Source organism: Luteibacter sp. (assembly GCF_009912395.1).
In the GTDB taxonomy this organism is placed as follows: domain Bacteria; phylum Pseudomonadota; class Gammaproteobacteria; order Xanthomonadales; family Rhodanobacteraceae; genus Luteibacter.
Genome location: NZ_WNDO01000043.1, coordinates 1 through 23,300 on the forward strand (window position 1 = coordinate 1; position 23,300 = coordinate 23,300).

36 protein-coding genes and 1 pseudogene are annotated in these 23,300 nt (G+C 64.3%); all 37 read left to right on the forward strand.

Features of this window, described 5'->3' with window-relative positions; all coding sequences use genetic code 11:
• Window positions 1-262: IS3 family transposase (locus GAK28_RS23805; RefSeq protein WP_291774508.1), on the forward strand; the 262-nt coding region annotated here is incomplete at its 5' end.
• Between the two features lie 66 nt (window positions 263-328).
• Window positions 329-631, forward strand: coding sequence for a hypothetical protein (locus GAK28_RS23810; RefSeq protein ID WP_291785178.1), 303 nt, complete (start codon window positions 329-331; stop codon window positions 629-631).
• Entirely contained in the window at window positions 618-1,982 is a 1,365-nt protein-coding gene (locus GAK28_RS23815; RefSeq protein WP_291785181.1) for a replicative DNA helicase, read from the forward strand. Before GAK28_RS23810 ends, GAK28_RS23815 begins: the two co-directional genes overlap by 14 nt.
• Entirely contained in the window at window positions 1,979-2,590 is a 612-nt protein-coding gene (locus GAK28_RS23820) for a hypothetical protein (RefSeq protein WP_291785183.1), read from the forward strand. Before GAK28_RS23815 ends, GAK28_RS23820 begins: the two co-directional genes overlap by 4 nt.
• A gap of 190 nt (window positions 2,591-2,780) precedes the next feature.
• A complete protein-coding gene (locus GAK28_RS23825; RefSeq protein ID WP_291785185.1) occupies window positions 2,781-3,137 on the forward strand; it encodes a hypothetical protein in 357 nt (118 codons plus the stop codon).
• The gene (locus GAK28_RS23830; RefSeq protein ID WP_291785187.1) at window positions 3,134-3,460 is read left to right on the forward strand and encodes a hypothetical protein; all 327 of its coding nucleotides are present in this window, start codon (window positions 3,134-3,136) and stop codon (window positions 3,458-3,460) included. The genes GAK28_RS23825 and GAK28_RS23830 overlap by 4 nt, the downstream gene beginning before the upstream one ends.
• Before the next feature lie 5 nt (window positions 3,461-3,465).
• Window positions 3,466-3,804: a hypothetical protein gene (locus GAK28_RS23835; RefSeq protein ID WP_291785189.1), complete on the forward strand. Its 339-nt coding sequence runs from the start codon at window positions 3,466-3,468 to the stop codon at window positions 3,802-3,804.
• Complete coding sequence (locus GAK28_RS23840) at window positions 3,801-4,007, forward strand: hypothetical protein (protein WP_291785190.1); 207 nt, start codon at window positions 3,801-3,803, stop codon at window positions 4,005-4,007. The genes GAK28_RS23835 and GAK28_RS23840 overlap by 4 nt, the downstream gene beginning before the upstream one ends.
• Window positions 3,986-4,519 (forward strand): hypothetical protein, encoded by a 534-nt coding sequence (locus GAK28_RS23845; protein WP_291785192.1) that lies wholly within the window; start codon window positions 3,986-3,988, stop codon window positions 4,517-4,519. Before GAK28_RS23840 ends, GAK28_RS23845 begins: the two co-directional genes overlap by 22 nt.
• Complete coding sequence (locus GAK28_RS23850) at window positions 4,519-4,815, forward strand: hypothetical protein (RefSeq protein WP_291785194.1); 297 nt, start codon at window positions 4,519-4,521, stop codon at window positions 4,813-4,815. The genes GAK28_RS23845 and GAK28_RS23850 overlap by 1 nt, the downstream gene beginning before the upstream one ends.
• Window positions 4,816-4,911: 96 nt before the next feature.
• Window positions 4,912-5,019: pseudogene (locus GAK28_RS23855) on the forward strand.
• Window positions 5,020-5,318: 299 nt separating this feature from the next.
• Window positions 5,319-5,480, forward strand: a complete 162-nt coding sequence (locus tag GAK28_RS23860; protein WP_291785196.1) for a hypothetical protein — start codon at window positions 5,319-5,321, stop codon at window positions 5,478-5,480.
• Window positions 5,480-6,103, forward strand: coding sequence for a hypothetical protein (locus tag GAK28_RS23865; protein WP_291785198.1), 624 nt, complete (start codon window positions 5,480-5,482; stop codon window positions 6,101-6,103). Before GAK28_RS23860 ends, GAK28_RS23865 begins: the two co-directional genes overlap by 1 nt.
• Before the next feature lie 213 nt (window positions 6,104-6,316).
• Window positions 6,317-6,841 (forward strand): hypothetical protein, encoded by a 525-nt coding sequence (locus GAK28_RS23870; RefSeq protein WP_291785199.1) that lies wholly within the window; start codon window positions 6,317-6,319, stop codon window positions 6,839-6,841.
• Complete coding sequence (locus GAK28_RS23875; protein WP_291785201.1) at window positions 6,822-8,945, forward strand: terminase gpA endonuclease subunit; 2,124 nt, start codon at window positions 6,822-6,824, stop codon at window positions 8,943-8,945. Before GAK28_RS23870 ends, GAK28_RS23875 begins: the two co-directional genes overlap by 20 nt.
• A gap of 10 nt (window positions 8,946-8,955) precedes the next feature.
• Window positions 8,956-9,159 carry a hypothetical protein gene (locus tag GAK28_RS23880; protein ID WP_291785203.1) on the forward strand — a complete coding sequence of 68 codons (204 nt, stop codon included), beginning with the start codon at window positions 8,956-8,958 and terminating at the stop codon, window positions 9,157-9,159.
• Window positions 9,156-9,428: a gpW family head-tail joining protein gene (gene gpW, locus GAK28_RS23885; protein ID WP_291785205.1), complete on the forward strand. Its 273-nt coding sequence runs from the start codon at window positions 9,156-9,158 to the stop codon at window positions 9,426-9,428. The genes GAK28_RS23880 and gpW overlap by 4 nt, the downstream gene beginning before the upstream one ends.
• Before the next feature lies 1 nt (window position 9,429).
• A complete protein-coding gene (locus GAK28_RS23890) occupies window positions 9,430-11,106 on the forward strand; it encodes a phage portal protein (RefSeq protein WP_291785207.1) in 1,677 nt (558 codons plus the stop codon).
• Entirely contained in the window at window positions 11,103-11,975 is an 873-nt protein-coding gene (locus GAK28_RS23895) for a S49 family peptidase (protein WP_291785209.1), read from the forward strand. Before GAK28_RS23890 ends, GAK28_RS23895 begins: the two co-directional genes overlap by 4 nt.
• 42 nt (window positions 11,976-12,017) lie before the next feature.
• Window positions 12,018-12,581, forward strand: coding sequence for a hypothetical protein (locus GAK28_RS23900; protein ID WP_291785211.1), 564 nt, complete (start codon window positions 12,018-12,020; stop codon window positions 12,579-12,581).
• Between the two features lie 32 nt (window positions 12,582-12,613).
• Complete coding sequence (locus tag GAK28_RS23905; protein ID WP_291785213.1) at window positions 12,614-12,994, forward strand: head decoration protein; 381 nt, start codon at window positions 12,614-12,616, stop codon at window positions 12,992-12,994.
• Window positions 12,995-13,055: 61 nt separating this feature from the next.
• Window positions 13,056-14,120 carry a major capsid protein gene (locus tag GAK28_RS23910; protein WP_291785215.1) on the forward strand — a complete coding sequence of 355 codons (1,065 nt, stop codon included), beginning with the start codon at window positions 13,056-13,058 and terminating at the stop codon, window positions 14,118-14,120.
• Entirely contained in the window at window positions 14,120-14,440 is a 321-nt protein-coding gene (locus GAK28_RS23915; protein ID WP_291785217.1) for a hypothetical protein, read from the forward strand. Before GAK28_RS23910 ends, GAK28_RS23915 begins: the two co-directional genes overlap by 1 nt.
• Before the next feature lie 41 nt (window positions 14,441-14,481).
• Window positions 14,482-15,114 (forward strand): hypothetical protein, encoded by a 633-nt coding sequence (locus tag GAK28_RS23920; RefSeq protein ID WP_291785219.1) that lies wholly within the window; start codon window positions 14,482-14,484, stop codon window positions 15,112-15,114.
• Between the two features lie 9 nt (window positions 15,115-15,123).
• A complete protein-coding gene (locus GAK28_RS23925) occupies window positions 15,124-15,330 on the forward strand; it encodes a DUF2635 domain-containing protein (protein WP_291785221.1) in 207 nt (68 codons plus the stop codon).
• A gap of 60 nt (window positions 15,331-15,390) precedes the next feature.
• Window positions 15,391-16,872 (forward strand): phage tail sheath subtilisin-like domain-containing protein, encoded by a 1,482-nt coding sequence (locus GAK28_RS23930; RefSeq protein WP_291785223.1) that lies wholly within the window; start codon window positions 15,391-15,393, stop codon window positions 16,870-16,872.
• 9 nt (window positions 16,873-16,881) lie between these two features.
• The gene (locus GAK28_RS23935; protein WP_291785225.1) at window positions 16,882-17,250 is read left to right on the forward strand and encodes a phage tail tube protein; all 369 of its coding nucleotides are present in this window, start codon (window positions 16,882-16,884) and stop codon (window positions 17,248-17,250) included.
• A 10-nt stretch (window positions 17,251-17,260) separates the two neighbouring features.
• Entirely contained in the window at window positions 17,261-18,130 is an 870-nt protein-coding gene (locus tag GAK28_RS23940) for a DNA circularization N-terminal domain-containing protein (protein ID WP_291785227.1), read from the forward strand.
• On the forward strand, window positions 18,127-18,699 hold the full coding sequence (locus GAK28_RS23945; protein ID WP_291785230.1) for a hypothetical protein: 573 nt from the start codon (window positions 18,127-18,129) through the stop codon (window positions 18,697-18,699). Before GAK28_RS23940 ends, GAK28_RS23945 begins: the two co-directional genes overlap by 4 nt.
• 391 nt (window positions 18,700-19,090) lie before the next feature.
• On the forward strand, window positions 19,091-19,456 hold the full coding sequence (locus GAK28_RS23950; RefSeq protein WP_291785232.1) for a hypothetical protein: 366 nt from the start codon (window positions 19,091-19,093) through the stop codon (window positions 19,454-19,456).
• Window positions 19,457-19,466: 10 nt separating this feature from the next.
• Entirely contained in the window at window positions 19,467-20,402 is a 936-nt protein-coding gene (locus GAK28_RS23955; RefSeq protein WP_291785233.1) for a hypothetical protein, read from the forward strand.
• Between the two features lie 77 nt (window positions 20,403-20,479).
• Window positions 20,480-20,791: a hypothetical protein gene (locus tag GAK28_RS23960; RefSeq protein WP_291785235.1), complete on the forward strand. Its 312-nt coding sequence runs from the start codon at window positions 20,480-20,482 to the stop codon at window positions 20,789-20,791.
• A gap of 1 nt (window position 20,792) precedes the next feature.
• On the forward strand, window positions 20,793-21,089 hold the full coding sequence (locus GAK28_RS23965) for a hypothetical protein (protein WP_291785237.1): 297 nt from the start codon (window positions 20,793-20,795) through the stop codon (window positions 21,087-21,089).
• A 2-nt stretch (window positions 21,090-21,091) separates the two neighbouring features.
• Window positions 21,092-21,619, forward strand: a complete 528-nt coding sequence (locus GAK28_RS23970) for a hypothetical protein (protein WP_291785239.1) — start codon at window positions 21,092-21,094, stop codon at window positions 21,617-21,619.
• A complete protein-coding gene (locus tag GAK28_RS23975) occupies window positions 21,616-22,143 on the forward strand; it encodes a DUF2514 family protein (protein ID WP_291785241.1) in 528 nt (175 codons plus the stop codon). Before GAK28_RS23970 ends, GAK28_RS23975 begins: the two co-directional genes overlap by 4 nt.
• Window positions 22,144-22,265: 122 nt before the next feature.
• Window positions 22,266-22,715, forward strand: coding sequence for a low molecular weight protein-tyrosine-phosphatase (locus GAK28_RS23980; protein ID WP_291785243.1), 450 nt, complete (start codon window positions 22,266-22,268; stop codon window positions 22,713-22,715).
• Window positions 22,716-22,822: 107 nt separating this feature from the next.
• Window positions 22,823-23,173 carry a hypothetical protein gene (locus tag GAK28_RS23985; RefSeq protein ID WP_291785245.1) on the forward strand — a complete coding sequence of 117 codons (351 nt, stop codon included), beginning with the start codon at window positions 22,823-22,825 and terminating at the stop codon, window positions 23,171-23,173.
• The last annotated feature ends 127 nt before the right edge of the window (window positions 23,174-23,300 follow it).

A 23,300-nucleotide genomic window follows, 5' to 3' on the forward strand; every position in this document is an offset into this window, starting at 1 on the left:
GCGCGAGCACCGCGCCCTGTTGGAGCAATACGCTTTGATCGCCAGCATGAGTGCCAGAGGCAACTGCTACGACAACGCAGCAATGGAGAGTTGGAACCACAGTCTGAAGGTCGAGGCCATCCATGGTGAACACCTCGCCACACGGGAGCAGGCCAAGGCTCATGTGTTTGACTACATTGAGGTTGACTACAATCGGATCCGGCTGCACTCGACCCTGGGCTACCTCAGCCCAGAGCAGTACGAGCTGGCCAATGTCGCTTAGATAGGTGTCCGTAAATCAGGGGCAAGATCATACCTCGACATCTGTCGAGCGGAAGACCGCAGGCCGGTGCCGGCTGATCATCCGATCCGGACCTACTGCGAGGACGCCGGCATCACCGACGAGATGCGCCAGGTGGCCTGGCTCGTGTTCAAAGACCGGCACATTGTCGACCCGAATTCGAAGGTCAAGCCAAAGAAGTACGTGGACTGGGCCGCCGCCTTCGCCAACAGCGTCAAGGATCGTTGGTACGGCCTGTGGTACGTGAGCGAGGCGGGCGAGGCGACGTGGTCGCCCAATGGTCTGCAACAGCGGCAGGTCCTCGACGCGCGCATGGCGAAGGCACGGGAGGCAGAGCATGCACCCGCGTGAACTACCCGGGGATGCGATCCCCTGGTCGGCCGAGGCTGAGACTGGCGTGCTCGGTGCCCTGATGCTGGACGCTGGCTGCTGGGATCGGGTCGGCGACGTGCTGGCAGCCGAGCAGTTTTTTTCGGACCAGCACCGGCGCATCTTCAGCGCCATCGGCGCGATGGTGCTGGCCTGCAAGCCCGTGGACATCATCACCGTGCACGAGCACCTGCAGACGGCCGGCCAGGGCGACGGGATCGACCTGTCGAGCCTGAACGAGATCGCCCAGTCGGTCAGCAGCGTGCACGCCGTGCGCCGTCACGCCGAGATCGTTGCCGAGCGCTCGCTGATGCGTGGCCTGGTGGCCGCGGCCGACGATGTTCGCGAGATCGCCGTCACGGCCGGCAGCCCGGTGGTGGAGCGCCTGGACAAGGCCCAAGCCAGGCTGCAGGAGCTGCAGGTGCACCGGCGCCGCAGCATGCCGGTCCCGGTGCAGGACATGGTGGTCAGCTTCCTGGATCGGCTGAGCGACCTGTCCGAGGGGCGCGTCGATCCAGGTATCCCAACACGCATTCCCACGTTGGACCGCATGCTCGGCGGTGGCCTGATGCCAGGCAAGCAGATCGTTCTGGCCGCGCGGCCTTCGATCGGCAAGTCTTCCTTGGCCGAGCAGCTCTGCATCAACCTTGGCCGTGATGGCCACGCCTCGGCTTTCCTGTCGCAGGAGATGACCAAGGAGGAACTGCTGCAGCGCGCGATTGCCAACGTCGGGCGCGTGGACCTCGGTCGCCTGATCACCGGCAAGCTGCAGGACCACGAATGGGCGCGCGTCACGGATGCCGTGGAGGCCATGCGCACCATGCCGCTGCACTTCGACGATCAGCCGGCGCTGAGCCTCATGGACATCGCCGCGAAGGCGCGCATGCTCAAGCGGCAGAGCGACATCAAGCTGCTGGTGGTCGACTATCTCCAGCTGTGCTCCTCGAGCAGGTCGGCCGACAACCGTCACCACGAGATCGAAGAAATCAGCCGCGGCACCAAGAGCCTGTCGAAGCAGCTCGGCATCACCATCTTGCTGCTGAGTCAGTTGAGCCGGGAAGTCGAGAAGCGCACGAGCGGACGGCCGCAGCTCAGTGACTTGAAGGAATCCGGCGCCATCGAAGAGGACGCCGACGTGGTGATGTTGCTCAGTAATAACACCAAACGTCCCGACGGCAGCCGCCTGCTGTGCTGTGACGTCCCCAAGAACCGGCAGGGCCGGACGGGTGACTTTGCGCTGAACTTCGAAGGCGACGTGCAGGCGTGGGGCGAATCCACGGAGCCACTCGTTTTCAAGAAGCCGCCGAGTCGGCATTACACGGAGGAAGCATGAGAACGCTGGATGAAGTCCGCGCGCGATGCGAAATAGAGGAAATCACCGGCTGCTGGGTCTGGACGGGTGCGCGGTCGAGCGACATCCCTCGCATCTACGCGCCGGATCTGTACGCCACCGAGCAGCGCCTGAATGCTGCGCTGGCCGTCGCGTTCAAGTCGCCCAGGCCGAGGGCCAAGATCATCGCCGCCCTCGTGCAGGCCATGGACCCGGTTATGGAGGCGCAGACCGGGCGCCGGGCGACCTGGCAGATGGCGCAAGGCAAGGGCGTGAAAGATGGCCTGATCGTTTACAACACCTGCCGCAACGAGCAGTGCGTCAACCCTTCGCACGCGCGATGCGGTACAGGCACGGAGTGGGGTCGGTTCACGGCGAAGACCGGCAAGCACAAGGGACAACTGGCGCGCATTCTTGCGAATCGACGCATCGCACTTGCGCGCACCACGGTGAAGCCGGAGCACGTTCAGGAGATCCTGCTTTCGCCTGAGACGGGGCTCGCCGTCGGGGCTCGCCTCGGCTACAGCCGGACGATCGTCAGCAAGTACCGCGCTGGGCATCCCGTTGCACATCGCCCGGTCGGTTCGCTGTTCGTGGGACTCATGCTATGAGCGAGTGGCTGCGCGATCTGGCCTCAATGGCTGATGTGCCCCTGACCGAGGAGAGGATGGCGCTAATCAAAGCCGAGGCTTGGGCGACCGCCGATCAATGTTCCACGCGAAACGATGACTGTCCTTATGCGCCGGGAACACGCGCCCGTCGCTACTGGGACGAATGCTACGAAGAAAGGGGAGGACGCCTGTGATTTTCACCATCAACCTAAAACTGGGCCCCGGCATGAACCTCCGCGAGCACCACTTCGCGCGTGCACGCCGCGTGAAGAACGAGAAGAGCGTGGTGGGTTGGTCGCTTCGCAAGCAGCAAGCGCCGGCCGGCCCCGTCCGCGTAATCCTGACCCGCTGCATGGCCGGCAAGGGGCTCGACGGCGACAACCTGCAGGGCAGTCTGAAGGCTCCGCGCGATGCCGTCGCTGGGTGGCTCGGCCGAGACGACGCTGACAAGTCGATCGATTGGGTCTACGCCCAAGCGCCGGCCCCGCTCGGCAAGGGATTCATGACCGTCGAGATTCAACCCATCGCCGAAGGAGGTGCGCTTTGAACTGCAAGCCAGGAGATTTGGCTCGGATCATCGGGCCATCCACGTCGCCCAATCGCGACAGGATCGTTCGCTGCATTCGGCTGCTCGCTCGCGGCGAAGAGATGGTGCTGGACGGCATCTCATTTTTAGCAGCGTCGCATGGCGAATTTTGGGCTGTTGAGGGGCGCCTGGTGGGCGAGAACCCGATGGGTCGCATGGTGATAGTCAATGGCGGTCCCATCGGCGATCAGTGGCTACGCCCCATCCGCGACCCAGGCGACGACGCCGTAGACGAGACCCTGCAGCGCCTGCCGGCCCCGAGCCGGGATGAGGTGATGGTATGACTGCCATGCGGGAGAAATACGAGTTGTGGGCCAACGAGGCCCGCGCGTCGGGGCGAGCGCAGATCTCCTGGGACATCTGGCAGGCAGCTTTCCAGGCGGGCGTGCAACACGAAAGGGAAAAGTGCGCGCAGTCGTGCGACGCAATGGCCACAGAGCACTGGCGGCTCTACAAGGGACGCAGCGAGCCCATCGACAAGGCTTGCATGTACAACCCGCACACCGAGGGAATCTCAGATGGTGCCGCCTTGTGCGCTGAGGAAATCCGCGCTCGTTCGAAACCCGAGGACAGCGCGTCGCTCTGGCCCGGCCTGCGCCCCATGGGCCCCGAGGAGCCGCAGGGATGAGCCGCGACCAGCACGAAGCCGTGCGCGCCGTCTTCGATCAAGGCTGGGGCCATCCCGCCAGCCGCATCGAACTGCAGCCAATGCGGCCGGCGACCGCCTTTGTCTCCAACCAAGACCGAACCACCATCACTGTCGAAGCCTTTGCAGTGGTGGATTTCTATGCCGACGAGAAGGAGGACCCATGGAATTCGCCGCAAGCATGATCGATGCCTGGCGGGCGAGGCGCGCGCATCTTCGAGCGCAGCGCATTCGCGCGAGCGCGCAGCCACGTCCCAAGCCGGCGCCGATCTCCGTGCTGGACCTGGACGAGGAGTTCGACGAGTGCGCCGCCGCGCTGGACGATCTCCTGAAGCGCTGGCACCGCTGGCAGATGGGGTTCAGTCCCGTGCCGGTGTGCGGCGCCGATCCGATGTTTCGCAACGTCAAGGCCTCGCGGACCTTCGACACCACCTCCGATGCCTTCGACGCCGAGCTCAATGGCCGGCTGATGGAGGCCGTCGACTTTCAGGTGAGTGAGATGCCCGACGAGCCCAACCCGGGTGGCCGGAATGGCGCCTACCGCAGCGCCATCTACTGCCTCGCCAAGAACCTCGCGTTGGGAGCTTCGGTGTGGGATAGCCCGCGGCTGCCGAAAGACCAGATGGAGCGGGCGATAGTCGTGCTCGAGGCGCGTAACATCCTAACGCGCCGCCTTCTCGCGGCGGGAGGGATGTGATGGAAGAAGTCCCTTGCTTTTTTGCTGTCTTCGGCTTGCCAAAGCCTACCTACGAACACGCGAAGATCGTGGACGTGATCCGCGAGGCTTCGGGGGGTGATTTCAAGCAGTTCCCCGTGCCGGGTGGCATTGGCTTCGTCTTTGCCACCAACATCAAGCCGTGGAATCTTTCGTTCGATCGCGTGCTGCTGAACGGCGACACGGTGTTCATCACTGAGATCACCCGTGGCTCTTTTGTCCAGCGTGGGTTCGGGGCGGCGAGCGGGTGGATCAACACGCACTTTCCTCGCGATTGATGCGCTTGCATGGCATGAGTTTTTGAAATAGTATCCGCCTCGGACGGCAGAGGTACGTCCAAAACAAGCCGCCCACTGAGGCGGCTTTTCCTTTTTCGCGATGTGCCAGAGTGGTCTATTGGTACGCAGGTAGCGATTCGGCGAGAGGCCTGCAACCTCGCCTGAGCCGTGTCGCCGTGGGTTCGAATCCCACCATCGCAACCACTTTCGGTGACAGCCGGCTGGAAGATGTCGAAGCGCCTGCTTGAAAGCCAGCGCCGGGCCAGGTCTGGCCCACAGGACCAAGCGCCAGCCGCTGCCCCGATCGCCGGGCTTCCGAATTCATCCCTTCGAGTGCTTTCGTCCCGGCAAGCAGCGTTCCCTTCTTGCTGCCTTCCGCTGGGTTGCTCGAGCTCCAGCAGTTGGGTGAACCATAACCCTCTGCCCCGTGTCCGCCGCCGGCTACACACCCCAGTCTCCCGGGGATGCCGGCGGCGTGTCCGGCCCACCAGAAGCCGCCGCACATGAAGACTCGAGCCATCACCGTCGAGATCGCGGTTGCGTGGTGGTTCAGATGGTATGTCGCGACGTTGACGCTGGTCGCCGCTCTCATGAGCGCCGAGCCCGACCCTGAAAAGCTGGCCCGCGTGCTGCTGAAGGCCATTCGGGTGCGCGTGGTGCGCTGATGTTCGACATCAACGTTCACGCCAACGTGAAGCAGATGGAGCGCAAGCTCTCTGCGCTAGCGTACAAGCAGATGCCCTTTGCCACGGCTCAGGGGCTGACGGAATTGGCCCGAATCGTCCAGAGGGGTGAGCAGCAGGCAATGGCCTCGGTCTTTGACCGGCCCACACCATTCACGGTGAAGTCGGTCAAGGTAAAGGGCGCGCGCAAGGACAACTTGCAATCGGTGGTGTTCGTTCAGGACATCGCCGCAGCCTATCTTCAGCCCTACGAAGAGGGCGGAAAGAACAAGCTCAACAGCAAGGCGCTGCTGAAGCCGGTGGGCACGCCTCTCAACCAGTACGGCAACCTCAACAAGAGCAAACTGGCTCAGCTCAAGGCGAAGGGCAACACCTTCATCGGTGGCATCAAGGGCAAGGACGGCGTAGAGATCCGCGGAGTGTGGCAGCGCACCAAGCCTGCAAAAGGCAAGCCGTCATCGTTGAAGCTGCTGATCCGCTTCGCAGACGCCCACCCCATCAAGCAGCACCTGGACTACAGGTCTAGGGCGGAGCGGTTGGTGCGCTCGAACTTCAACCGAGTGATGGGCAAGGCGCTTGGTCGCGCCATCGCCACAGCCCGTTGATGGCCCGGAGGCGGCCCGCGGGCACGGCATGCACCCAGGTTGGGCGAGGGCGCTGTGTTGTAAAAAAATCACGGGTCCTTCCCCTAATACGGTGCAACGCGGGCATTGCGCGCCGCGATGTTTTCCCAGCGCTGGGGGTTGAAATTTGGTTAACACATGACGGCTTGCTCGCTCACTGAATTTGCTCGCCGGCACGGAGTTTCGAAGCCGGCGGTGACGAAATGGAAGGAGCGCGGCTGGATCGTTTTCATTGGGGAAAACGTAGACGTAGAGGCATCTGACGAGATGCTGGCGAAGTACCGCAAGCAGCCTCCGATCAAGAGGGCGCGAGCAGTTAACCAGCCTGTTAACCGAGCGGCGGTTAACACCGAGCGGTTAACAGTGGAGGAGGGGGATTCTCCGACCGTCGCCGCCGCCAAGATCATTGCGCTGACCGGCGCGGACATGGACTTCGAAGAGGCCCGGCGCGTCAAGGAGAACTACCTGGCGCTGCTGAACAAGCTGGAGTACGAGCAAAAAGACGGGTCGCTTATTGCGGTCCAACTGGCCGAGCAGGTCCTGTTCGAGGGCGCGCGCCAAGCGCGGGATGCATGGTTGAACTTCCCCGCGCGGATCGGGCCGATGCTGGCCGCCACATTGGGCATCGAGGCGGACAAGGTGACGGAGGCGCTGACCCCGCATGTCCACAAGCAGATTGCCGACCTCGGGGAGCCCGAGGGTGAGTTTGTCAAGCGATAAGGTCGAGCGGGTACGCCGCGCACTGCGCCGCGGATGGACGCCGCCGCCACGCATCAGCGTCCCGGCCTGGGCTGACAGGTATCGCAAGCTGGCGAAGGAGGCCGGCAGTACCTCGGGTAACTGGTCAACCTCGACGGTGGAGATCGCCCGCGGTCCGATGCTGGCGGTGATGGAGCCGGGCGTCCATGTGATCACTACCATGGTGAGCACGCAGTTGCTGAAGACGGCTCTGCTCGAGAACGTGTTCGGGTACTTTGCTCACCTCGACCCGTGTCCCATGCTGCTGCTTCAGCCGAAAGAGGATGCAGCCGAGCAGTTCAGCAAGGAGCGCATTTCACCGCTGCTTCGAGCTACGCCTGTGTTGCGGGAGTTGGTGGGGGTGACGAAGACCCGGAACAGCGACGAGACGCTGCTGTTCAAGGCGTTCCCCGGCGGTTTCCTCGCGCTGGCCGGCGCCGGCAGTCCTGACAACCTGGCGCGGCGGCCCATTCGGGTGCTGCTGGCCGACGAGGTGGACAAGTACCCGGTCACGCGAGAGGGCGACCCCATCGCGTTGGCCGAAGAGCGGACCGCGACGTTCGGTGTCAACTGGCTGTCCGTGCGGGCCTGCTCGCCGACGATTGAGGATGAAAGCCGGATCTCGGCGAGCTATATCGCCAGCGACCAGCGCAAGGCGTCCATCGCCTGCCCGCACTGCGGGCACCGAATGTTCCCGGACTTCTTCAAGCATGTGGACTGGGACAAGCGCCGGGACGACAAGGGCCAGGTGCTCGAGCATCTTCCGAAGACGGCGCGAATCGTCTGCGAGTCGTGCGGGACTGCCTGGTCAGAGGGTGACCGACTGCATGCGCTGAAGACGGCGCGGTGGCATCAAACCAAGCCATTCGACTGCTGCAGCGTGCGGCATGTGCCGCTCGATGCCTATGGCTCGCTCTGGACGGAGTTGGGTGATAGCGCCGCCGCGACTGTGGCCGTATGGGACTGGTGGGAGGATCAGAGCGAGGGACGATACGCGGTGTATCGAGCCCGCTGCTCCATCTGCGGCAAGTGGGGCGTGGACAACGAGCACGCTGGTTTCCAGGCGTCGAAGCTCTTCAGCCCCTGGCAGAAGGACAAGCCGAGCGACATTGCCGCCAAGTGGCTGGATGCCAAGGGCGATGTCGACCGTGAACTGACGTGGTGGAACACCCAACTCGGCCTCCCTCATCGGCCCCTCGCCAGCAAGGCGCTGGCGGTTGACACGCTGCTCTCTCGACGTGAGGTGTTCGAGGCCGAAGTGCCGCATGGCGTCGCTTTGCTCACGCTGGGCATCGACGTGCAGGACTTCCGCATCGAACTCGAACTGGTGGGGTGGGGTAAGGATGAGGAGAGCTGGTCGATCGACTACCACGTGATCGACGGCGAGTTCTCCGACCCTGCCACCCAGGCGCAGCTCGATGCATACCTGAAGCGGCTATGGCGCCGCGCTGACGGCCGGACGTTCGAGGTGATGGCCGCATGCATCGACTCTGGCGGCCACCACACGCAGGCGGTCTACAGCTTTGCGAAGGCGAGACTGGGGCGTCGGGTTTGGGCGATCAAAGGTGCGTCGGAGCGCGATGGGCAGCGTAATCCCGTATGGCCCACGAAGAAGCCGAACCGGCGCACGAAGGCCAGCTTCCGTCCTGTGGTCATCGGAGGCAACGCTGCGCGAGACACGATCCGCACGCGCCTGTTGCTTCCTGCTCCGGCGCCAGACCAGGCAGCGCCGGGCTACATGCACTTCCCCGCGGATCGGGATATCGGCTACTTCCAGCAGCTGACGGCCGACCGGCTGACGCTGAAGGACATCGGGCGCCGCAAGGTGCGCATCTGGGAGACCCCGAGCGGCAAGGCCAACGAAGCGGCCGACTGCCGGGTGTATGCCTACGCGGCACTGTGCGGTCTGCTGCACTTCGGGCTGCAGCTAAATCGGCGCGCTGAGATCGTGCTGCCGGCGCCACCCGAGGCTGGGAGGGATGCCATATCCGTTCCGCTTGAGAGCGTTGATCCATCACCTGAGGGGGCGGCAGCCCTATCGGCTAGACCGGCCGCAAAGAAGAGCCTGATCTCCAGGCTCGCATGAAGGATTGATCATGATGATTTCCCGCAAGATCGGACACGTCACCTTCCACCATGACGATGAGTTCAAGGGCGAAGTGATCATCGAGAAGGGCGATGTGCGTCTATCGGTGTCCATGGACGCGATGCGCGCCATCGTCGCCGAAGGAGTCCGTTTCGATCTCGCCAGCCACGTCGCCAAGATGAAGCCGGCAGACCTGCTGCGCCGGATCGCATGAAGATGCGCCGCACCAGCATCCTCGACGGCATCAGCGTCGAGGTCCTTCAGGCACGTCTGGCAGCCTTGCAGCAGGCATACCTGGACCTGATGGCCGGCGGGAAGGTTGCCTCAGCCTCCTATACGCAGGGCGATGGCGCTCGGACGGTGACCTACACCCAGGCCAACATTGCCGATCTCACGCAGGCCATCCTTTCGCTGCAGACGCAGATCGATGGTTTGACCGGGCAGTGCATCAATCGCCGTGCACCGATGCGGCCGGTGTTCTGACATGAGCCAACCCATTCGAATCCTCGATGCGAACGGCAAGCCGTTGAGCATGCCCCAGCGCACCCGCGCCGATGCTGCGCCTGGCTTCTTCAGCATGCCCAGCGGCTCGCAATTCGCCTACGAGGCCTCGAATCTAGCCAGCCAGGAGATGGGCAACTGGCAGCCGTGGATTCGATCTCCCGACTCGGAGATCAACCCCTTCCGAGACCGCATGGTGGCGCGAACGCGCGATCAGGTGCGAAACGATGGATGGTCCACAGGCGGCGTCACTCGCATTCTCGACAACGTTGTCGGGACGCATTTGCGTCTCTCCGCATCGCCGGACTATCGGGCGTTGAAGGCGCGGTTCGGCGGGGCTTTCGATGCGATGTGGGCCATGGAATTTCAGCGCGCAGCAGAGGCCTTGTGGCGCGGCTATTCGGAAAGCCTGGGTCGCTGGAACGACGTGGAGCGGGCTTTGACCATGGGGCAGCAGTTCCGCCTCGCCATGCGCCACAAGCTGATCGATGGTGAAGGGCTGGCGCTGGCGTACTGGATGCCTGAACGTGTGGGTTACGGCGGGGCTGACTATGCGACCTGCTTCCGGCTGGTCGATCCGGACCGCCTGGGCAACCCGATGCAGGGGCCTGACACGAAGAATATGCGCGGCGGCATCGAGATCGATGAAGAGACCGGAGAGCGGGTCGCGGCGCACATCCGACGCGCCCAGCAGAACGACTGGTATCTGTCGGTCGAGGCGAATACATGGGAGCGGGTGCCGTTCGAGGATGAGGACGGGTTCACGCGCGTGATCCACGACTTCGACCGAGACCGCGCCGGCCAGCACCGCGGCCTGAGTGCCTTCACGCCGATTTTGTCGCACGCCAAGATGCTGGCGCGCTACTACGGCTTGGAGCTTCAGCAGGCGTCCCTGGCGGCCGCGTTGGGCACCTATGTGACGAGTCCATATGACCCCGCACTGGTGCAGGAGGCGCTTGGCGCTGATGACGGCGCCATTCAGGAGCTCAACGCCTACCAGCAGATACGCGCCGAATGGGCGCAGGAGCGGCCGGCGTACTTCAACGGGATCAAGGTCCCCACCCTCGCGCCTGGCGAAACGATTTCCTCGGTCGCCAGCCCGCACCCGCACTCTGGCTTTGCCGACTTCGCCCACGAGATGCTTGGGCTGTACTCGGCTGCCACAGGACTCTCGCGCGAGCAGATCACGCAGGACTGGTCGCGCACGAACTACAGCAGCGCGCGTGCCGCACTCATGGAGAGTTGGAAGACGCTGATGCGCCGGCGGGTGGAGTTCACTACGAATTTCGCGACGCCGGTCTATGCGCTCTGGCTGCGCGAAGCGATGGAGAACGGGGAATTGCCACTGCCTGCCGGAGCACCTGGCTTCGTCGAGGCCGCCACCGCCTACGCGCGTTGCCGTTGGCTCGGCCCCGCCCGCGGCTGGATCGATCCCGTCAAGGAGCCGGCTGGCAGCGTCCTACGCATGGAGGCGGGGCTGGCGACCTTGGAGAGCGAAGGGGCGGAGCAGGGTGTCGATTGGGAAGAGGTCGCGGACCAACGGGCCATCGAACAGAAAGCCTACGAAGAGCGCGGCCTGCCGCCGCCGAAATGGGCCGCCATCCAAGGGACCGGCGACTTCTTCAAGGACGACAGCGAATCGAAGGCCCAGCAACCATGAAACCCTATCCCTTTTCCGCCGCGCGCATCTTCGGCGTGCCGCTGGCAATCCACCCCACGAAGGGCAAAGTGATTGCCCGGGCCCTCGCCGGGCGCCTCGACATCACCAGCGTGACGATCCAGGGGGGCGATGGCGCGAAGATGGGCGACTGGTATGGCGAGGACGACGATTTCAGTGAACCTGCCGATGAGCGCGGCTACGAGGTCCTGAGTGGGGTCGCCGTGGTTCCCGTGTGCGGGACCCTGGTTCACAAGAGCAGCAGCTTGCGGCCCTATTCGGGCATGCTGGGCTACAACGCGATCCGGCACAACCTGATGATGGCGCTCAACGACGACAGCGCGCGCGCGGTGGTGCTGGACTGCAACTCCCCGGGTGGCGAGGTCTCCGGCTGCTTCGACCTCGTAGATGCGATCTACGAGGCGCGGGGCGACAAGCCGATCACCGCGATCTGCGACGACATGGCCTACAGCGCCTGCTACGCCATCGCCAGCGCGTGCGATTCGATCATCGTGCCGCGCACTGGCGGCGTCGGCTCCATCGGCGTCATCAGCATGCATGCGGAGTACTCGAAGGCCCTCAAGGGCGCCGGCGTGGAGGTGCGAATCTTCCAGTACGGCGATCGCAAGGCCGACGGCAACCCGTACAACCCGTTGTCGAAAGAGGCTGCGTCCCGGTTCCAGGCCGACATCGATGAACTCGGCGAACTGTTCGTCGAGACGGTGGCCCGCAATCGCGGCATCGCCGCATCCAAGATCAAGGCCACCCAGGCCGCAACCTACATGGGCGCCGCTGGCGTCGATGCGGGCCTCGCCGATGCCGTCATGGCGCCGGACGAGGCCTTCCGAGTCCTGCTCGCCGAGCTGGGCTGAACCACCACCACCAGAGGAAATGACATGAGTCTGCAAAAAGCGGTGGCGAACGCCTTCTCGTTCGCGCACTTGGGCGGCATCGGCCGCGGCAAGGCATCCAAGGCCGCCGAGGGAGATGACGAGGAAAAGAAGGACGCGAAGGCCAAGGCTGAAGAGGAAGACGAAGACGACGACAAGTCCGCCGAGGGCGAAGAGGATGATGCCAAGGCCGAAGGCGATCAACCCGAGAAAAAGGACGACGAAGAGAAGGGCGCCAAGGCCGAAGGGGACGACGAAGACAAGGACGAGGAAATGCGCGGAAATTCGGCGTCTGCGCAGGCTCGCCGCCGCGAGCAGAGCCGTTGCGCAGCAATCTTCGCATCGCCCGCGGCCGCTCGTAACCCTGTGCTTGCTGCCAACCTGGCGTTCAAGGGCCGCATGCCGCGTCGCGAGGCGATTGCGCTGCTGGAGAGCACGCCGGCCCCTGCGGCTGCTGGGTATGTGGGGCGTGCCGCACGCAATCCGCAGGTCGGCGCCGACGGCGGCGCCAAGCCGACGCCCCAACAGGCCACCGCTGCGCGATGGGATCAACATCTGCAGTCTGCTGCCAAGGTTGGTCGCCGCTGATCATCAACTCATTGCCACAAAGGAATTGAACCATGGCTAACCCCACCGTTACCCCTCTCGTCGAGCAATGGCACGACGGCGGCTTTCTCGTCTCGCAGCCCAACGGGCACCGCCACGTCGACCAGGGCGTGCTGATCGCTGGTGCGAAGGTCCTCGCCGGAACCATCGTCGGCAAGATCACTGCGTCGGGCAAGTACATCACCTGCGTCAGCACCGCCAGCGACGGGTCGCAGGTGCCTGCCGGAATCCTCTTCGGGACGAAGGACGCGACCGCAGCCGACAAGCCCTGCCTTGTGGTTCGCCGTGACTGCGAAGTCAATGCGAGCGAACTGATCTGGGATGCGTCGTTCAATGCCGGCGCCATCACTACCGGCCTTGCCACCCTCGCGGGCCTCGGCATCATCGGCCGCTGATCCATCCCACCAACCTTTGAGGCCGCCTTCGGGCGGCTTTTGTTTTCCAGAAGGAACTGCTATGCCAGCCGAAATCATCGACATCTTCAATGGCGACGCATTCAGCGCGCTGACCCTCACCCAGGGCGTTCAGCGCAACCCGTACCAGCCGGGCGCGCTCGGTCGCCTCAACATCTTCGACCCGAATCCCATCCGCACCACGGCGGTGTCGGTTGAAGAGCGTACCGGTGTGCTGAAGCTCATCGGGTTCAGCCAGCGCGGTGCTGAGGGCACGCAACGCACGACCGAGAAGCGCAAGATGCGCTACTTCGACGTGCCGCGGCTGATGCACGACGACACGATCCACACCTACGAACTCCAGAACATCCGCGAGTTTCCGGAGGGCCCGACGGGCCAGATCGTGACAGTCCCGATGCAACTGGAGCGTGAGGTCGCGCGTCGCCTCGCTGGTCCGACCGGCTTGCTCGCGAACGTCGAATACACCAAGGAATACCTGCGCCTCGCGGCTGTGCAGGGCATGGTGCTCGACCCGAAGGACGGCAGCGTCCTGTACAACTGGTTCGATGAGTTCCAGATCACGCAGGCTGCTGAGGTCGCCTTCAACTTGGCTGCAGGCACGGCCAACAGCCTGCGCCCGATCATCAACGGCATCAAGCGCACCATGGCCCGCAAGGCGCAAGGTGCGTTCACTCAGACGACTTCGGTCATGGCGCTGTGCGGTGACACGTTCTATGACGCATTCGTCAACCACCCAGACGTCATCCGAACGTTCGTGAACTTCGAGGATGCGCGCCGGCTGCGCGACGACACGTTCGGCGATGCGTTTAACGCGGTCGAGTTCGATGGTGTGACCTGGGTCAACTACCGCGGTTCGGACGACAACAGCTCGGTGAAGATCCCCGATGACAAGGTGAAGTTCTTCCCGGTGAACGCGCCCGGCATCTTCCAAGAGGTGTTGGCGCCCGGCGAGTCGGCCGAGTTCATCAACCAGCCTGGCGCTCCGGTGTACGTGCTGCCGATCCCCGATCGGGATCGCCGCATGTGGTGGAAGATGGAGGCCTACAGCTATCCGCTGTACCTCTGCACCCGCCCCGAAGTCCTGCTGTCGGGCAAGGCAGGCGCCTGATGATCGATTGGGACGCGCTGGTGCTGGGCCCGGTGCACGGGGTCTTCGCTGAGCCGGTCATCTACCTCCCGGAGGGCGGCGCGTCGTACCCCACCGAGGGCATCTTCGACGAGGCCTACCGTGAGGTGGACCTGGCCGGGGGGATGGCGGTCACGACGGAGACACCGGTGCTTGGGATCCGACTCAGCGCGTTCCCGCGGGTGCCGCTGCAGGATGACCAACTGCAGGTGGTGCGTACTGGCGTCACATTCATCATCCGCGAGACGCAGCTTGACGGCCACGGCGCCGCCAAGCTACTGTTGAATCGTCCTTCGTTATGAGCGGGCCGAATCCGTTGGCTCAGCCCATGCTGGCGCGGCGCATGCTCCGCCTGGCTGTCTTGGGCGCGTTGCAGCCGCTGAAGGCATCCGCTGGCGTGAAGACGATTGCATCGCCTGGCGTGTGGCCGACCCCTTCGGAGAAGCTGCCTGCGCTGCTTGTCAACACGCCGACGGAGCAGAAGTCTCCGAACACCACGGGCCAGGCGACGTTCGTCACCGGATCAAGCGTCGTCATTCAGGGTCAGGTCTCCCGTTCGACGCCGGAGGATGCGTTGGATGCCATAGAAGCGCTCGCCTTCGCAGTGGAGAACGCGGTGCTCATGGACTACTGGGTCACTCGGACGGTCCAGCGCTTCACGAGTGTGCAGACCGACGTGGAGATCACCTCCGAGGGCGGGCCGCATCTCGCGGGCTTTCGCATGACCTTGGTGGGGGAGATGTTCGAGACCTTCGACCCAACCCTGATCCAGCCGCCGGAGTCGCCATGGCCGCCGCCGTCGCCGCCCATCGTGCCGCTCGAAAGCATGGGCGTCCATCTGGATATGGCACAGCCTTTCGATGCCGAGGGTACGTATCCGAACTCTCCGTTTCCCGATGCAGTGCAACCCGCGCCGCGCACATCAGGCCCGGACGGCCGGGATGAGGGCGCGCTCGACATTCAACTTCCGCAATAGGAGCCATCCATGTACGTGAAAGCCGCCCCCGGCATGAAGATCCGCGACCCTGATCTGAAAGACCTCCTCCCTGACGAAGGCCGCGATGTGCCCAGTTCTGACTACTGGCATCGCCGCCTGCGTGATGGGGATGTGGTGGAAGCTGAACCACCGGCCGCTCCGGTGCCGAAGGCGGAAAAAGCCATCAAGCCAGACGCCCCCGTCACCCCTCGCTGAGCACCCAGTCACCTTTCGAGCAGCCCGCCGAGCGCGGGCTTTTTCATTTCAGGAGCAACCATGACGATTCCCTTTGCGAATCTACCGGCCAACATCCGAGTGCCCCTCTTCTATGCGGAAGTGGACCCCTCGAAGGCCAACACCGCGACGCTGAACCAGCGGGCGCTGATCATCGGCCAGAAGACTGCGGCTGGAACCGGTGTGGCGAACATTCCGGTGATCTCGCAAGGGGTTGCCGATGCCGCACAAGTCGGTGGACCCGGCTCGATGCTGCATCTCATGACCGCGAAGTACCGTGAGAACGACAACTTCGGCGAGGTGTGGTATCTGCCGCTGACCGATGATCCTGCCGCCGTCGCTGCCACGGGGACGCTCGCGGTAACGGCGGTGCCTACGGTGAACGGTACGCTCTACCTGTACATCGCAGGCGTGCGTGTCGCCATCCCAGTCCTGTCCACACAGACGACGGCGCAAATCGCCTCGACGATAGCTGCTGCGGCCACCGCGACGCCGAATCTTCCTGTGACGGCGGTTGCGGCCACCAACACGGTCACCTTCACGGCGATCAACAAGGGGCCTTGCGGCAACGACATCGACCTGCGGGTGAACTACCAGGGCTCGGCTGGCGGCGAGGCTGCCCCCACGGGTATGACGTACACCATCACGCCGATGGCGAGTGGCGCCACAGCGCCGAGCCTTACTGCTGGCCTGCAGAACCTCCTCGACAAGCCGTTCGACTTCATCGTGTGCCCCTACACCGATACCACCAGCCTGGACGCGCTCAAGGCACTCCTTGGCGATCAGGTGGGGCGGTGGAGTTGGTCGAGCCAGTTGTATGGGCACGTGTTCGCGGCGTATCGGGGAACGGTGGGCGCGTTGACCACTTTCGGCACCGGTCGCAACGACCAGCACGCGTCGGTCATGGGTTTCAACGACAGCCCCACGCCGAGTTGGCTGTGGGCATCTGCGTTCGCCGCCCAGGTGGCCGTCAGCGTTCGCGCCGATCCCGGCCGGCCGGTACAGACCCTGGCGCTGCTGGGCATCCTGCCGCCTCCGTTGCAGTCCCGATTCCCGCTCACCGACCGCAACACGCTGCTGTATGACGGAATCTCCACCTTCATGGTGGCCGACGATGGCACCGTGTCTATCGAGAACGCGATCACCACCTACCAGAAGAACAGCTTCGGCCAGCCCGACAACAGCTATCTGGAGGTGGAGACCATGTTCACGCTGATGTTCGTGCTGCGGTTCCTGCGCACGCGGGTGACCAGCAAGTTCGCGCGGATGAAGTTGGCGGCCGACGGTACGCGCTTCGCCGCCGGATTGGCAGTCGTGACGCCCAACATCATCAAGATGGACCAGATTGCCGCGTATCAGGAACTGGAGTACGCCGGCCTGGTGCAGCGAGCCGACCTGTTCGCCCAGAACCTGATCGTCCAACAGAACGCCCAGAACCCGAATCGCGTCGACGTTCTGTGGCCCGGCACTTTGATTGCCCAACTGCGCATCTTCGCGCTGTTGGCCCAGTTCCGACTTTCCTGAGGAGCCAACATGGCAAACGACACCAACCGCCTGGCCGGGACGGCCTATGTCTCCGTGGACGGTATCACCGTCATGGTCAGCGGAGATTTCGAGTACAGCCCCTCGATGGTCTCGCGCGAGACGCTGAAAGGGCAGGACGGGGTGCACGGCTACAAGGAAACGCCCAATGCACCCCACATCGCGGCAACCCTGCGAGACGCAGGCGGCCTCAGCGTCGCCAGCCTGAACCAGATGACCGACGTGACCGTGGTCGCGGAACTGGCGAACGGCAAGACCATCGTCGGCCGGAACATGTGGACCGTCGAAACCCAAACCTCCAAGGCGGACGACGCCACGATTGAGGTCAAGTGGGAAGGCTTCTCCGTCACGGAGCAATGATCGGCTGCCAATGAGCATCCTCGACAAGATCGGCGTTGCATCGAACCTCTCGGGGATCTTCGCGAGCAACGGACTGAACGGATCGGCCTTCGACGCGGGATGGCGCAGCCGCTTGCAGCCGGCCTCATTCGGCGGGGTGCCGTTCGGCGTGTTCGGCGGACAGATCCGCGTGGGCCGGCGCAACGCGGTGCACGAGTACCCGTTCAAGGATCGAGTGTGGGTGGAAGACCTCGGGCGGGCCGCTCGCCGCATCTCGATCTCTGGCTTCTTGGTTGAGAACGCCCGCTATGGCGGCGCTCGTGATGTCATAGCGCAGCGTGAGCAGTTGATCGCGGCATGCGAGTCGCCCGGCAAGAAGACCCTTGTTCACCCGACGCTGGGCGAACTGAATGTCTCACTGCTCGATTCCTCGATGGAGGAGCGGTGGGACGACGGGCGTATGTTCGAGATCGCATTCGCCTTCGTCGAGGAGGGGGAGCGAAGCTTTCCGTCGGTGGAGTTGGACACCGGGGCCGATGTTCTCTCCCTGGCCGATGCTGCGGACTCCGCTATCGCGGGGGATTTTTCAAGTGCTGTCTCCGGTGCTCTCGCGCAGGGTTCGGCAGTAGTTGGCATGGCCGTCAGCACGGCAAGTGCCTGGTCTGGCACTGCGTCCACCCTCGTGAACGGCGCGACGAACCTCATGAAGATGGTCAACTCACTCCCTGGCTCGAACGGCCGGTATTTCGCCGGGCGAACGAGGGGCTTCACCAACCTGAACGCCAGCTTGGCAGGTGCTCGGACCGTCCCGTCGCTGATCGCTGCCGGAACCATGGCCCGCTCGCGTGTCGCCAGCGCTGTCGAATCTCTCGCGAGCGCCGCCGAGGAGATCGCATCTTGAGTGACATCAGCGACTTTGCAGCGGCGGCGCAGGAGGTGGCCTCCATGCTCTTGGCCGCGACGAGCGACCCGGCGGACGCGGTGCACATGTTGAGTGAGCTTGCGGACTTCTACCCGAGCACCCCGACTCCCGTGTCGGCGGTTGGCGCGGCGATGACGACCATGCAGTCTGGGTGCGGTGATCTGTTCCGGCGCACGTCGCTGGTGGCGTTGTGCCGTGCGTCGAGCAGCTACCAGCCGTCATCCTTCGACGATGCAGCAGCGCTACGGGCGAAGCTAACAGACCTGCTGGATGCAGAAATCTTGATCGCTGGCGACCAGGGAGAGGATGCGTCGTTCGAAGCGCTGCGCGCCCTGAGGACGGCGGTGGTCGCGGACCTAACACGGCGCGGGGCGAACCTGGCTGAACTGATGGACATCACCACGCCGACCCCTATGCCGGCAACGGTCATTGCCCAGCGTGTCTACCGTGATTCCGAGCGAGCGGATGAGCTGGTGGTCCAGGCTGACCCACGGCACCCGGCGTTCATGCCGGTCTCGTTTCGGGCGCTATCTGCCGTGTTTAAGTAAGAAGTCCGATGTAGCATCTTGCCCTCACAGCATTCTGCAGGCTGCTATGGAAATCTTCTTTGGCTGGATCGTCCTGGCGTTCGTAGTCGGCTTGATCGCTAGCAGCAAGGGCCGCACGGGCTTCGGATGGTTTGTGCTTTCCCTCGTGTTCTCTCCGGTGGTGTGCGGCGTTCTTGTCTTGGCGTTCCCGAGGGTAGGCGTGGCAGCAGCAGGGAGAGACGAGGCGGGGCAAATCATCACCTCGAAGACGCATGTGCGGTGTCCAGAGTGTCGGGAGCTCGTGCGAAAAGACGCTCGGAAGTGCAAGCACTGCGGGACAGCGCTCACGCCTTCTGCTTGATAGCGCTTCTTCTCGTGATCGGGGCGCACTCGACAGGGCGGGTCAGCCGCCTTGGCTCTTGATCTGCTGATCGATGGTCTGGACCTCTTCCATAGCGGCATCTCGGAGGGCGCGCATCATTTGAATGTGCTCGGGCGTTGCGGTCTCTTTCTTCAGCTGATGCCGCCCGAAAACAACCGCACCACCAACCCCTACCCGATGACTAGCTACGCGGAGGCAGCGCGCCTCGCGGCACTGCAGGGGCGCCATGGATTCGTCGATCTGCAGTGGGACGTCGGCGATCCTGCGAACTTCGGCGCGGCCTACGCCTACGCGAATCCCAATCGATCCTGGTGGATGTCCGACCTGACGCATCCGAACCTGACCGAGGCCCAACCCGCGCTCGCGGCGGGATGGCTGCGCACCATCTTCAAATGAAAGGAATGTGATGAGTCGATGGATCTACATGCGAACCAACGCTGACCCTGTCAATCACCTGGGACCGGCAAAGAAAGATCGCTTCGTTGCTGATTCGCCGAACGATGGGGCGCGCTTTCTATTCGATGCTGGCTTTGAGTATTCCTACCCGGGCGGCCCCATCGCTGGGCGCCAGCCTGGCGCGAATCCTGTGAACGGCCAGCCGATCTATGACGTCGCCATGCGTGGAGTCAATGGCGCGGCGTCTGTGGACGCGCCGAACCGCATTCTCTATGCCGGCAAGGGCTTTGACTTTTCTCCGACTGCTTCGCTCAACGCGGTTGGAAACTACATTGCCACGCCTGCCGATGCCGTCAACGACATCGTGACCGCTTATGGTGGAAAGGTGCAGCGCTTCCTCGTCGCGATGTACATCAAGACGCCAGCAGTCGGAGACTGGAACACGTCGGCGGGGATCATCCATACGATGATGCAATCGGCAAACGGGGCACACGCCTACCACGACGCCCCGGATTTGCTGATGCTGCGGCAGAGTACATCGTCAACCAAGTCGCTGACCTTCTCCCGGCAGACGGCCATCAACGCGATCTCGTCGCTCGGCCTGAGTCTGACGGACGCCGACCGCGGAGTTTTCACGCTCTTGGCGTATTGGCGCAACGACGCCGGCACAGGGATGATGCTGCGCAATACCGCTGGTCGCCGCGAGGTGGTTGCCGGTGTTGTCGGGGCAGACAACGCTGAAACCCTCACGGGCACTGCGTTCCGTTTCGGACCCTGCGGCTTCTTCGGAAATCCTGGGAATGCGGGGACGGGGTCGAAGTGGAAACTCTATCGCGCCATGATCGAGAACCTGGCGCGCTCGGCGCGAGACCCGGCCTATGCGCTGGATGCCGATTGGAATCGTGTCATGGCTCGGCGGGCTGCTGACCCGACCCTGTTCGTATGAGCAACCAGCCCATAGCCGACGTTGTCGGCTCACCAGCAACCCGCCTCGGCGGGTTTTCTTTTGCCTGAAAGGACGGCATGACCAATATCGATTTCGACGCCTTGCTGGTGAAGGCCGCGGGTGTCGCTGGCGCACTCGTGTCCATGCGCTTCCTGCAAGGCACCTGGCCCCAGCGAATCAGCACCGCCTTCTGCGGCGCCCTTCTGAGCTACTACGTCGCCCCCTACGTTTCGTCGCGCGTGGGAATTCCTGAGGGCTTCGGCGGCTTCTTGATGGGCCTGTTCGGCATGGCTATCGCCTCGCGCGTCTGGGAGTGGATTCAGACCACGCCCGTCGGCACGCTGTGGCAGATCGTTGTCGACTGGTTCAAGAAACGGGCGGGGGTCTGACATGGAAGGCATCTTCATCACGTTGCACGCGGCTGCTTCGGTCGTGTGCTGGTTCATCACTGCGGCCGGCGCCACGTTCGCGGTGTTCTCTCGGCGCATCGAGGACACCGTCACCGAGCGCGTCGGTCTGGTGGCCATCGCCATGGGCGCCATCGGCACGGGGTGCCGGATCATCAAACAAGGCTGGATCTCGGAGGGGGGCCTGTTCGTCTCGGCCGCACTGGCCTTCTACGTGTGCGCGGTTTTCTGGAAGCACTGGAAGCGCGTGCCGGGCTCGAATGCGGACAAGAGGGGCTGATCATGACGCTCGAAGAAGTGATGGCCTCGGCCGTCAGGCCGGCGCTCGCCTGGCTTCCGCCGAAGATGACCAGCTCGGAGGCCTATGTGGAGATGCTGACCATCTCCCTCAAGGAGTCTTTGCTCAAACATCGTCGCCAGGTCACGAGCAGCGGCAAGGAAGACGGGCCCGCCGTGTCGTTCTGGCAGTTCGAGCGGGCCGGAGGCATCACGGGCGTGCTGACGCACCGCTCGAGCGCAGACCTGGCGCAGCGGTTCTGTGCTGAGCGCGGCATCGAAGCTTCGTCCATGGCGGTGTGGGTCGCCATGCAAGCCGATGACATGCTCGGCGCCGTGTTCGCTCGCTTGCTGCTGTGGACCGAGCCCGGCGCACTGCCGCGCGTGACGGACACCGAAGCGGCGTGGCAGCTCTACCTGCGCGCCTGGCGACCGGGCGCCTACACCCGCGGCACCCCCGCCAAGCGTGCCCAGCTGCGCGCCGAATGGGAAGGGCACCACCGCGCCGTGCGCGCATTCCTGGGGCTGCCGTGATCGGGCTGCCTGACCTGAAGACGCCGCTGCTGTGGCTGCTGGGCCTGGGGCTCGTAGCGGCCCTGGGCGTGGCCGGCATCGAGCGCACGCGCGCTGCCGGCGCCCGATCCGATGCGGCCACCGCCCAGCGCGAACTGGCCGACTACCGCGCGAGCGTGGCCGAGGCCGGCCGGCTGGCTGAGCGTGCAGCCAGAACCCAAGAACAGACCTGGCGCGATCGCGTCGATGGAGTGACCCGAGATGGACAAGCCCAAGTTGCTGCGGCGCGTGATGCCGCTGGTCGTGCTGGCGCTGCTGAGCGCCAGTTGCGCGACGAAGTCGCCGCCTACCGTGCTGCCATCCGAGCCGGCCAGACGTCCAGCACTGCCGAAGGAAGCCCGGCAGCCGCCGACCCCCTCGATCTGCTTGCCGACCTGTTCGGACGGGCTGACGTTCGAGCGGGAGAGCTGGCGCGCATTGCTGACGAACGGGGCGCCGCCGGCACCACCTGTGAGCGCACCGCCGACGCGATGACGGCGGAATGATGCGGTAGAAAGTGCGCGGTAAGTTGTTGATTTATATGGGATCGAATGTCCGAAAATGCAGGGGCGTTTGGGACCCCAAAAATCAACCTAACTCATTGTCGCAATTGAAGAAATTCGCAGTTTTGTTCGTCTGCACCGGCAACATCTGCCGCTCCCCCACCGCCCACGCCCTGCTCGCCCACAAGGCCCGCGCCGCGCAGCTCGAGGTCGACAGCGCCGCGATCTCCGACGAGGAGCGCGGCAATCCGCCCGATCCGCGTTCGGTGGCCGAGGCGCGGCGGCGCGGCATCGAGATGCCCGCGCATCGCGCGCGGCAGGTGCGGGCCTCGGACTTCGAGCGCTTCGACACCATCGTCGGCATGACCGGCCAGCACTGCGCGGCCTTGCGCCGTCTCGCGCCCGCGGGCACGGCGCACAGGATCCATCTGCTGACCGACTTCGCCGACGGGCTCTCGGGCGACGTGCCCGACCCCTGGTACGGCGACCGGCAGGCCTTCGTCGAGGCCTTCGACCTGATCGAGCGCGGCGTCGACGGCCTGCTCGCGAAGCTGACGGCCCCGGACCGGGCCTGAGTCTTCAGGGTGCCACGCGCGGCGGCGATCCTCGGCATGGTTCCACGGCCAGGCCCCAGCCCGCACAATGGCCGAGGTCGGAGCAACCGTTCAAGAGGAGTCGAGGCATGAATCACCAGACCCATCGTCGCCCGCGTGGCTGGCTCGTCGCCTGCGCCGGCATCGCCGTGCTGCTCGCGGGCTGCGAAACCCCCTACAGCCGCCCGCCGGGCACCTACGGCGCGCCGCCGCCCGGCCGCGCCGGCACGGCCCCGGCGATCTCGAACATGGGCTGCGTGCAGGCCGGCTCGGTCCACTTCGCGCGGCCCTGGCAGACCATCGTGCTCGGCGGCTCGCGCCGCGTCGACAGCGGTGTCTACGAGGTGGAGCTCACGAGCGGCAGCGATGGCCGCCGCGCGATCTGCACCGTCGACCGCAACGGCGCGGTGCTCGGCGTGAGCGACTACTGGGCGCGTTAGCAGGCTGCTGAAGTACTGGCCGACAGAAGTTGCTGCTTCGTGCCCCTGATTGCAAGTTTGCGATCGTTCGAACTTGGAGGGTGCCGCGAGCCATTTTTGCTACTCGAAGGCACGTTTTCGCAGCGCA

Excerpts from the sequence above, each read along its gene's own strand:
- GAK28_RS23815 (WP_291785181.1), top strand. The coding sequence starts at position 618 with ATGCACCCGCGTGAACTACCCGGGGATGCGATCCCCTGGTCGGCCGAG.
- GAK28_RS23820 (WP_291785183.1), top strand. The coding sequence starts at position 1,979 with ATGAGAACGCTGGATGAAGTCCGCGCGCGATGCGAAATAGAGGAAATC.
- GAK28_RS23835 (WP_291785189.1), top strand. The coding sequence starts at position 3,466 with ATGCGGGAGAAATACGAGTTGTGGGCCAACGAGGCCCGCGCGTCGGGG.
- GAK28_RS23840 (WP_291785190.1), top strand. The coding sequence starts at position 3,801 with ATGAGCCGCGACCAGCACGAAGCCGTGCGCGCCGTCTTCGATCAAGGC.
- GAK28_RS23845 (WP_291785192.1), top strand. The coding sequence starts at position 3,986 with ATGGAATTCGCCGCAAGCATGATCGATGCCTGGCGGGCGAGGCGCGCG.
- GAK28_RS23850 (WP_291785194.1), top strand. The coding sequence starts at position 4,519 with ATGGAAGAAGTCCCTTGCTTTTTTGCTGTCTTCGGCTTGCCAAAGCCT.
- GAK28_RS23860 (WP_291785196.1), top strand. The coding sequence starts at position 5,319 with ATGAAGACTCGAGCCATCACCGTCGAGATCGCGGTTGCGTGGTGGTTC.
- GAK28_RS23865 (WP_291785198.1), top strand. The coding sequence starts at position 5,480 with ATGTTCGACATCAACGTTCACGCCAACGTGAAGCAGATGGAGCGCAAG.
- GAK28_RS23880 (WP_291785203.1), top strand. The coding sequence starts at position 8,956 with ATGATGATTTCCCGCAAGATCGGACACGTCACCTTCCACCATGACGAT.
- gpW (WP_291785205.1), top strand. The coding sequence starts at position 9,156 with ATGAAGATGCGCCGCACCAGCATCCTCGACGGCATCAGCGTCGAGGTC.
- GAK28_RS23890 (WP_291785207.1), top strand. The coding sequence starts at position 9,430 with ATGAGCCAACCCATTCGAATCCTCGATGCGAACGGCAAGCCGTTGAGC.
- GAK28_RS23895 (WP_291785209.1), top strand. The coding sequence starts at position 11,103 with ATGAAACCCTATCCCTTTTCCGCCGCGCGCATCTTCGGCGTGCCGCTG.
- GAK28_RS23905 (WP_291785213.1), top strand. The coding sequence starts at position 12,614 with ATGGCTAACCCCACCGTTACCCCTCTCGTCGAGCAATGGCACGACGGC.
- GAK28_RS23910 (WP_291785215.1), top strand. The coding sequence starts at position 13,056 with ATGCCAGCCGAAATCATCGACATCTTCAATGGCGACGCATTCAGCGCG.
- GAK28_RS23915 (WP_291785217.1), top strand. The coding sequence starts at position 14,120 with ATGATCGATTGGGACGCGCTGGTGCTGGGCCCGGTGCACGGGGTCTTC.
- GAK28_RS23920 (WP_291785219.1), top strand. The coding sequence starts at position 14,482 with ATGCTCCGCCTGGCTGTCTTGGGCGCGTTGCAGCCGCTGAAGGCATCC.
- GAK28_RS23925 (WP_291785221.1), top strand. The coding sequence starts at position 15,124 with ATGTACGTGAAAGCCGCCCCCGGCATGAAGATCCGCGACCCTGATCTG.
- GAK28_RS23930 (WP_291785223.1), top strand. The coding sequence starts at position 15,391 with ATGACGATTCCCTTTGCGAATCTACCGGCCAACATCCGAGTGCCCCTC.
- GAK28_RS23935 (WP_291785225.1), top strand. The coding sequence starts at position 16,882 with ATGGCAAACGACACCAACCGCCTGGCCGGGACGGCCTATGTCTCCGTG.
- GAK28_RS23940 (WP_291785227.1), top strand. The coding sequence starts at position 17,261 with ATGAGCATCCTCGACAAGATCGGCGTTGCATCGAACCTCTCGGGGATC.
- GAK28_RS23955 (WP_291785233.1), top strand. The coding sequence starts at position 19,467 with ATGAGTCGATGGATCTACATGCGAACCAACGCTGACCCTGTCAATCAC.
- GAK28_RS23960 (WP_291785235.1), top strand. The coding sequence starts at position 20,480 with ATGACCAATATCGATTTCGACGCCTTGCTGGTGAAGGCCGCGGGTGTC.
- GAK28_RS23965 (WP_291785237.1), top strand. The coding sequence starts at position 20,793 with ATGGAAGGCATCTTCATCACGTTGCACGCGGCTGCTTCGGTCGTGTGC.
- GAK28_RS23970 (WP_291785239.1), top strand. The coding sequence starts at position 21,092 with ATGACGCTCGAAGAAGTGATGGCCTCGGCCGTCAGGCCGGCGCTCGCC.
- GAK28_RS23985 (WP_291785245.1), top strand. The coding sequence starts at position 22,823 with ATGAATCACCAGACCCATCGTCGCCCGCGTGGCTGGCTCGTCGCCTGC.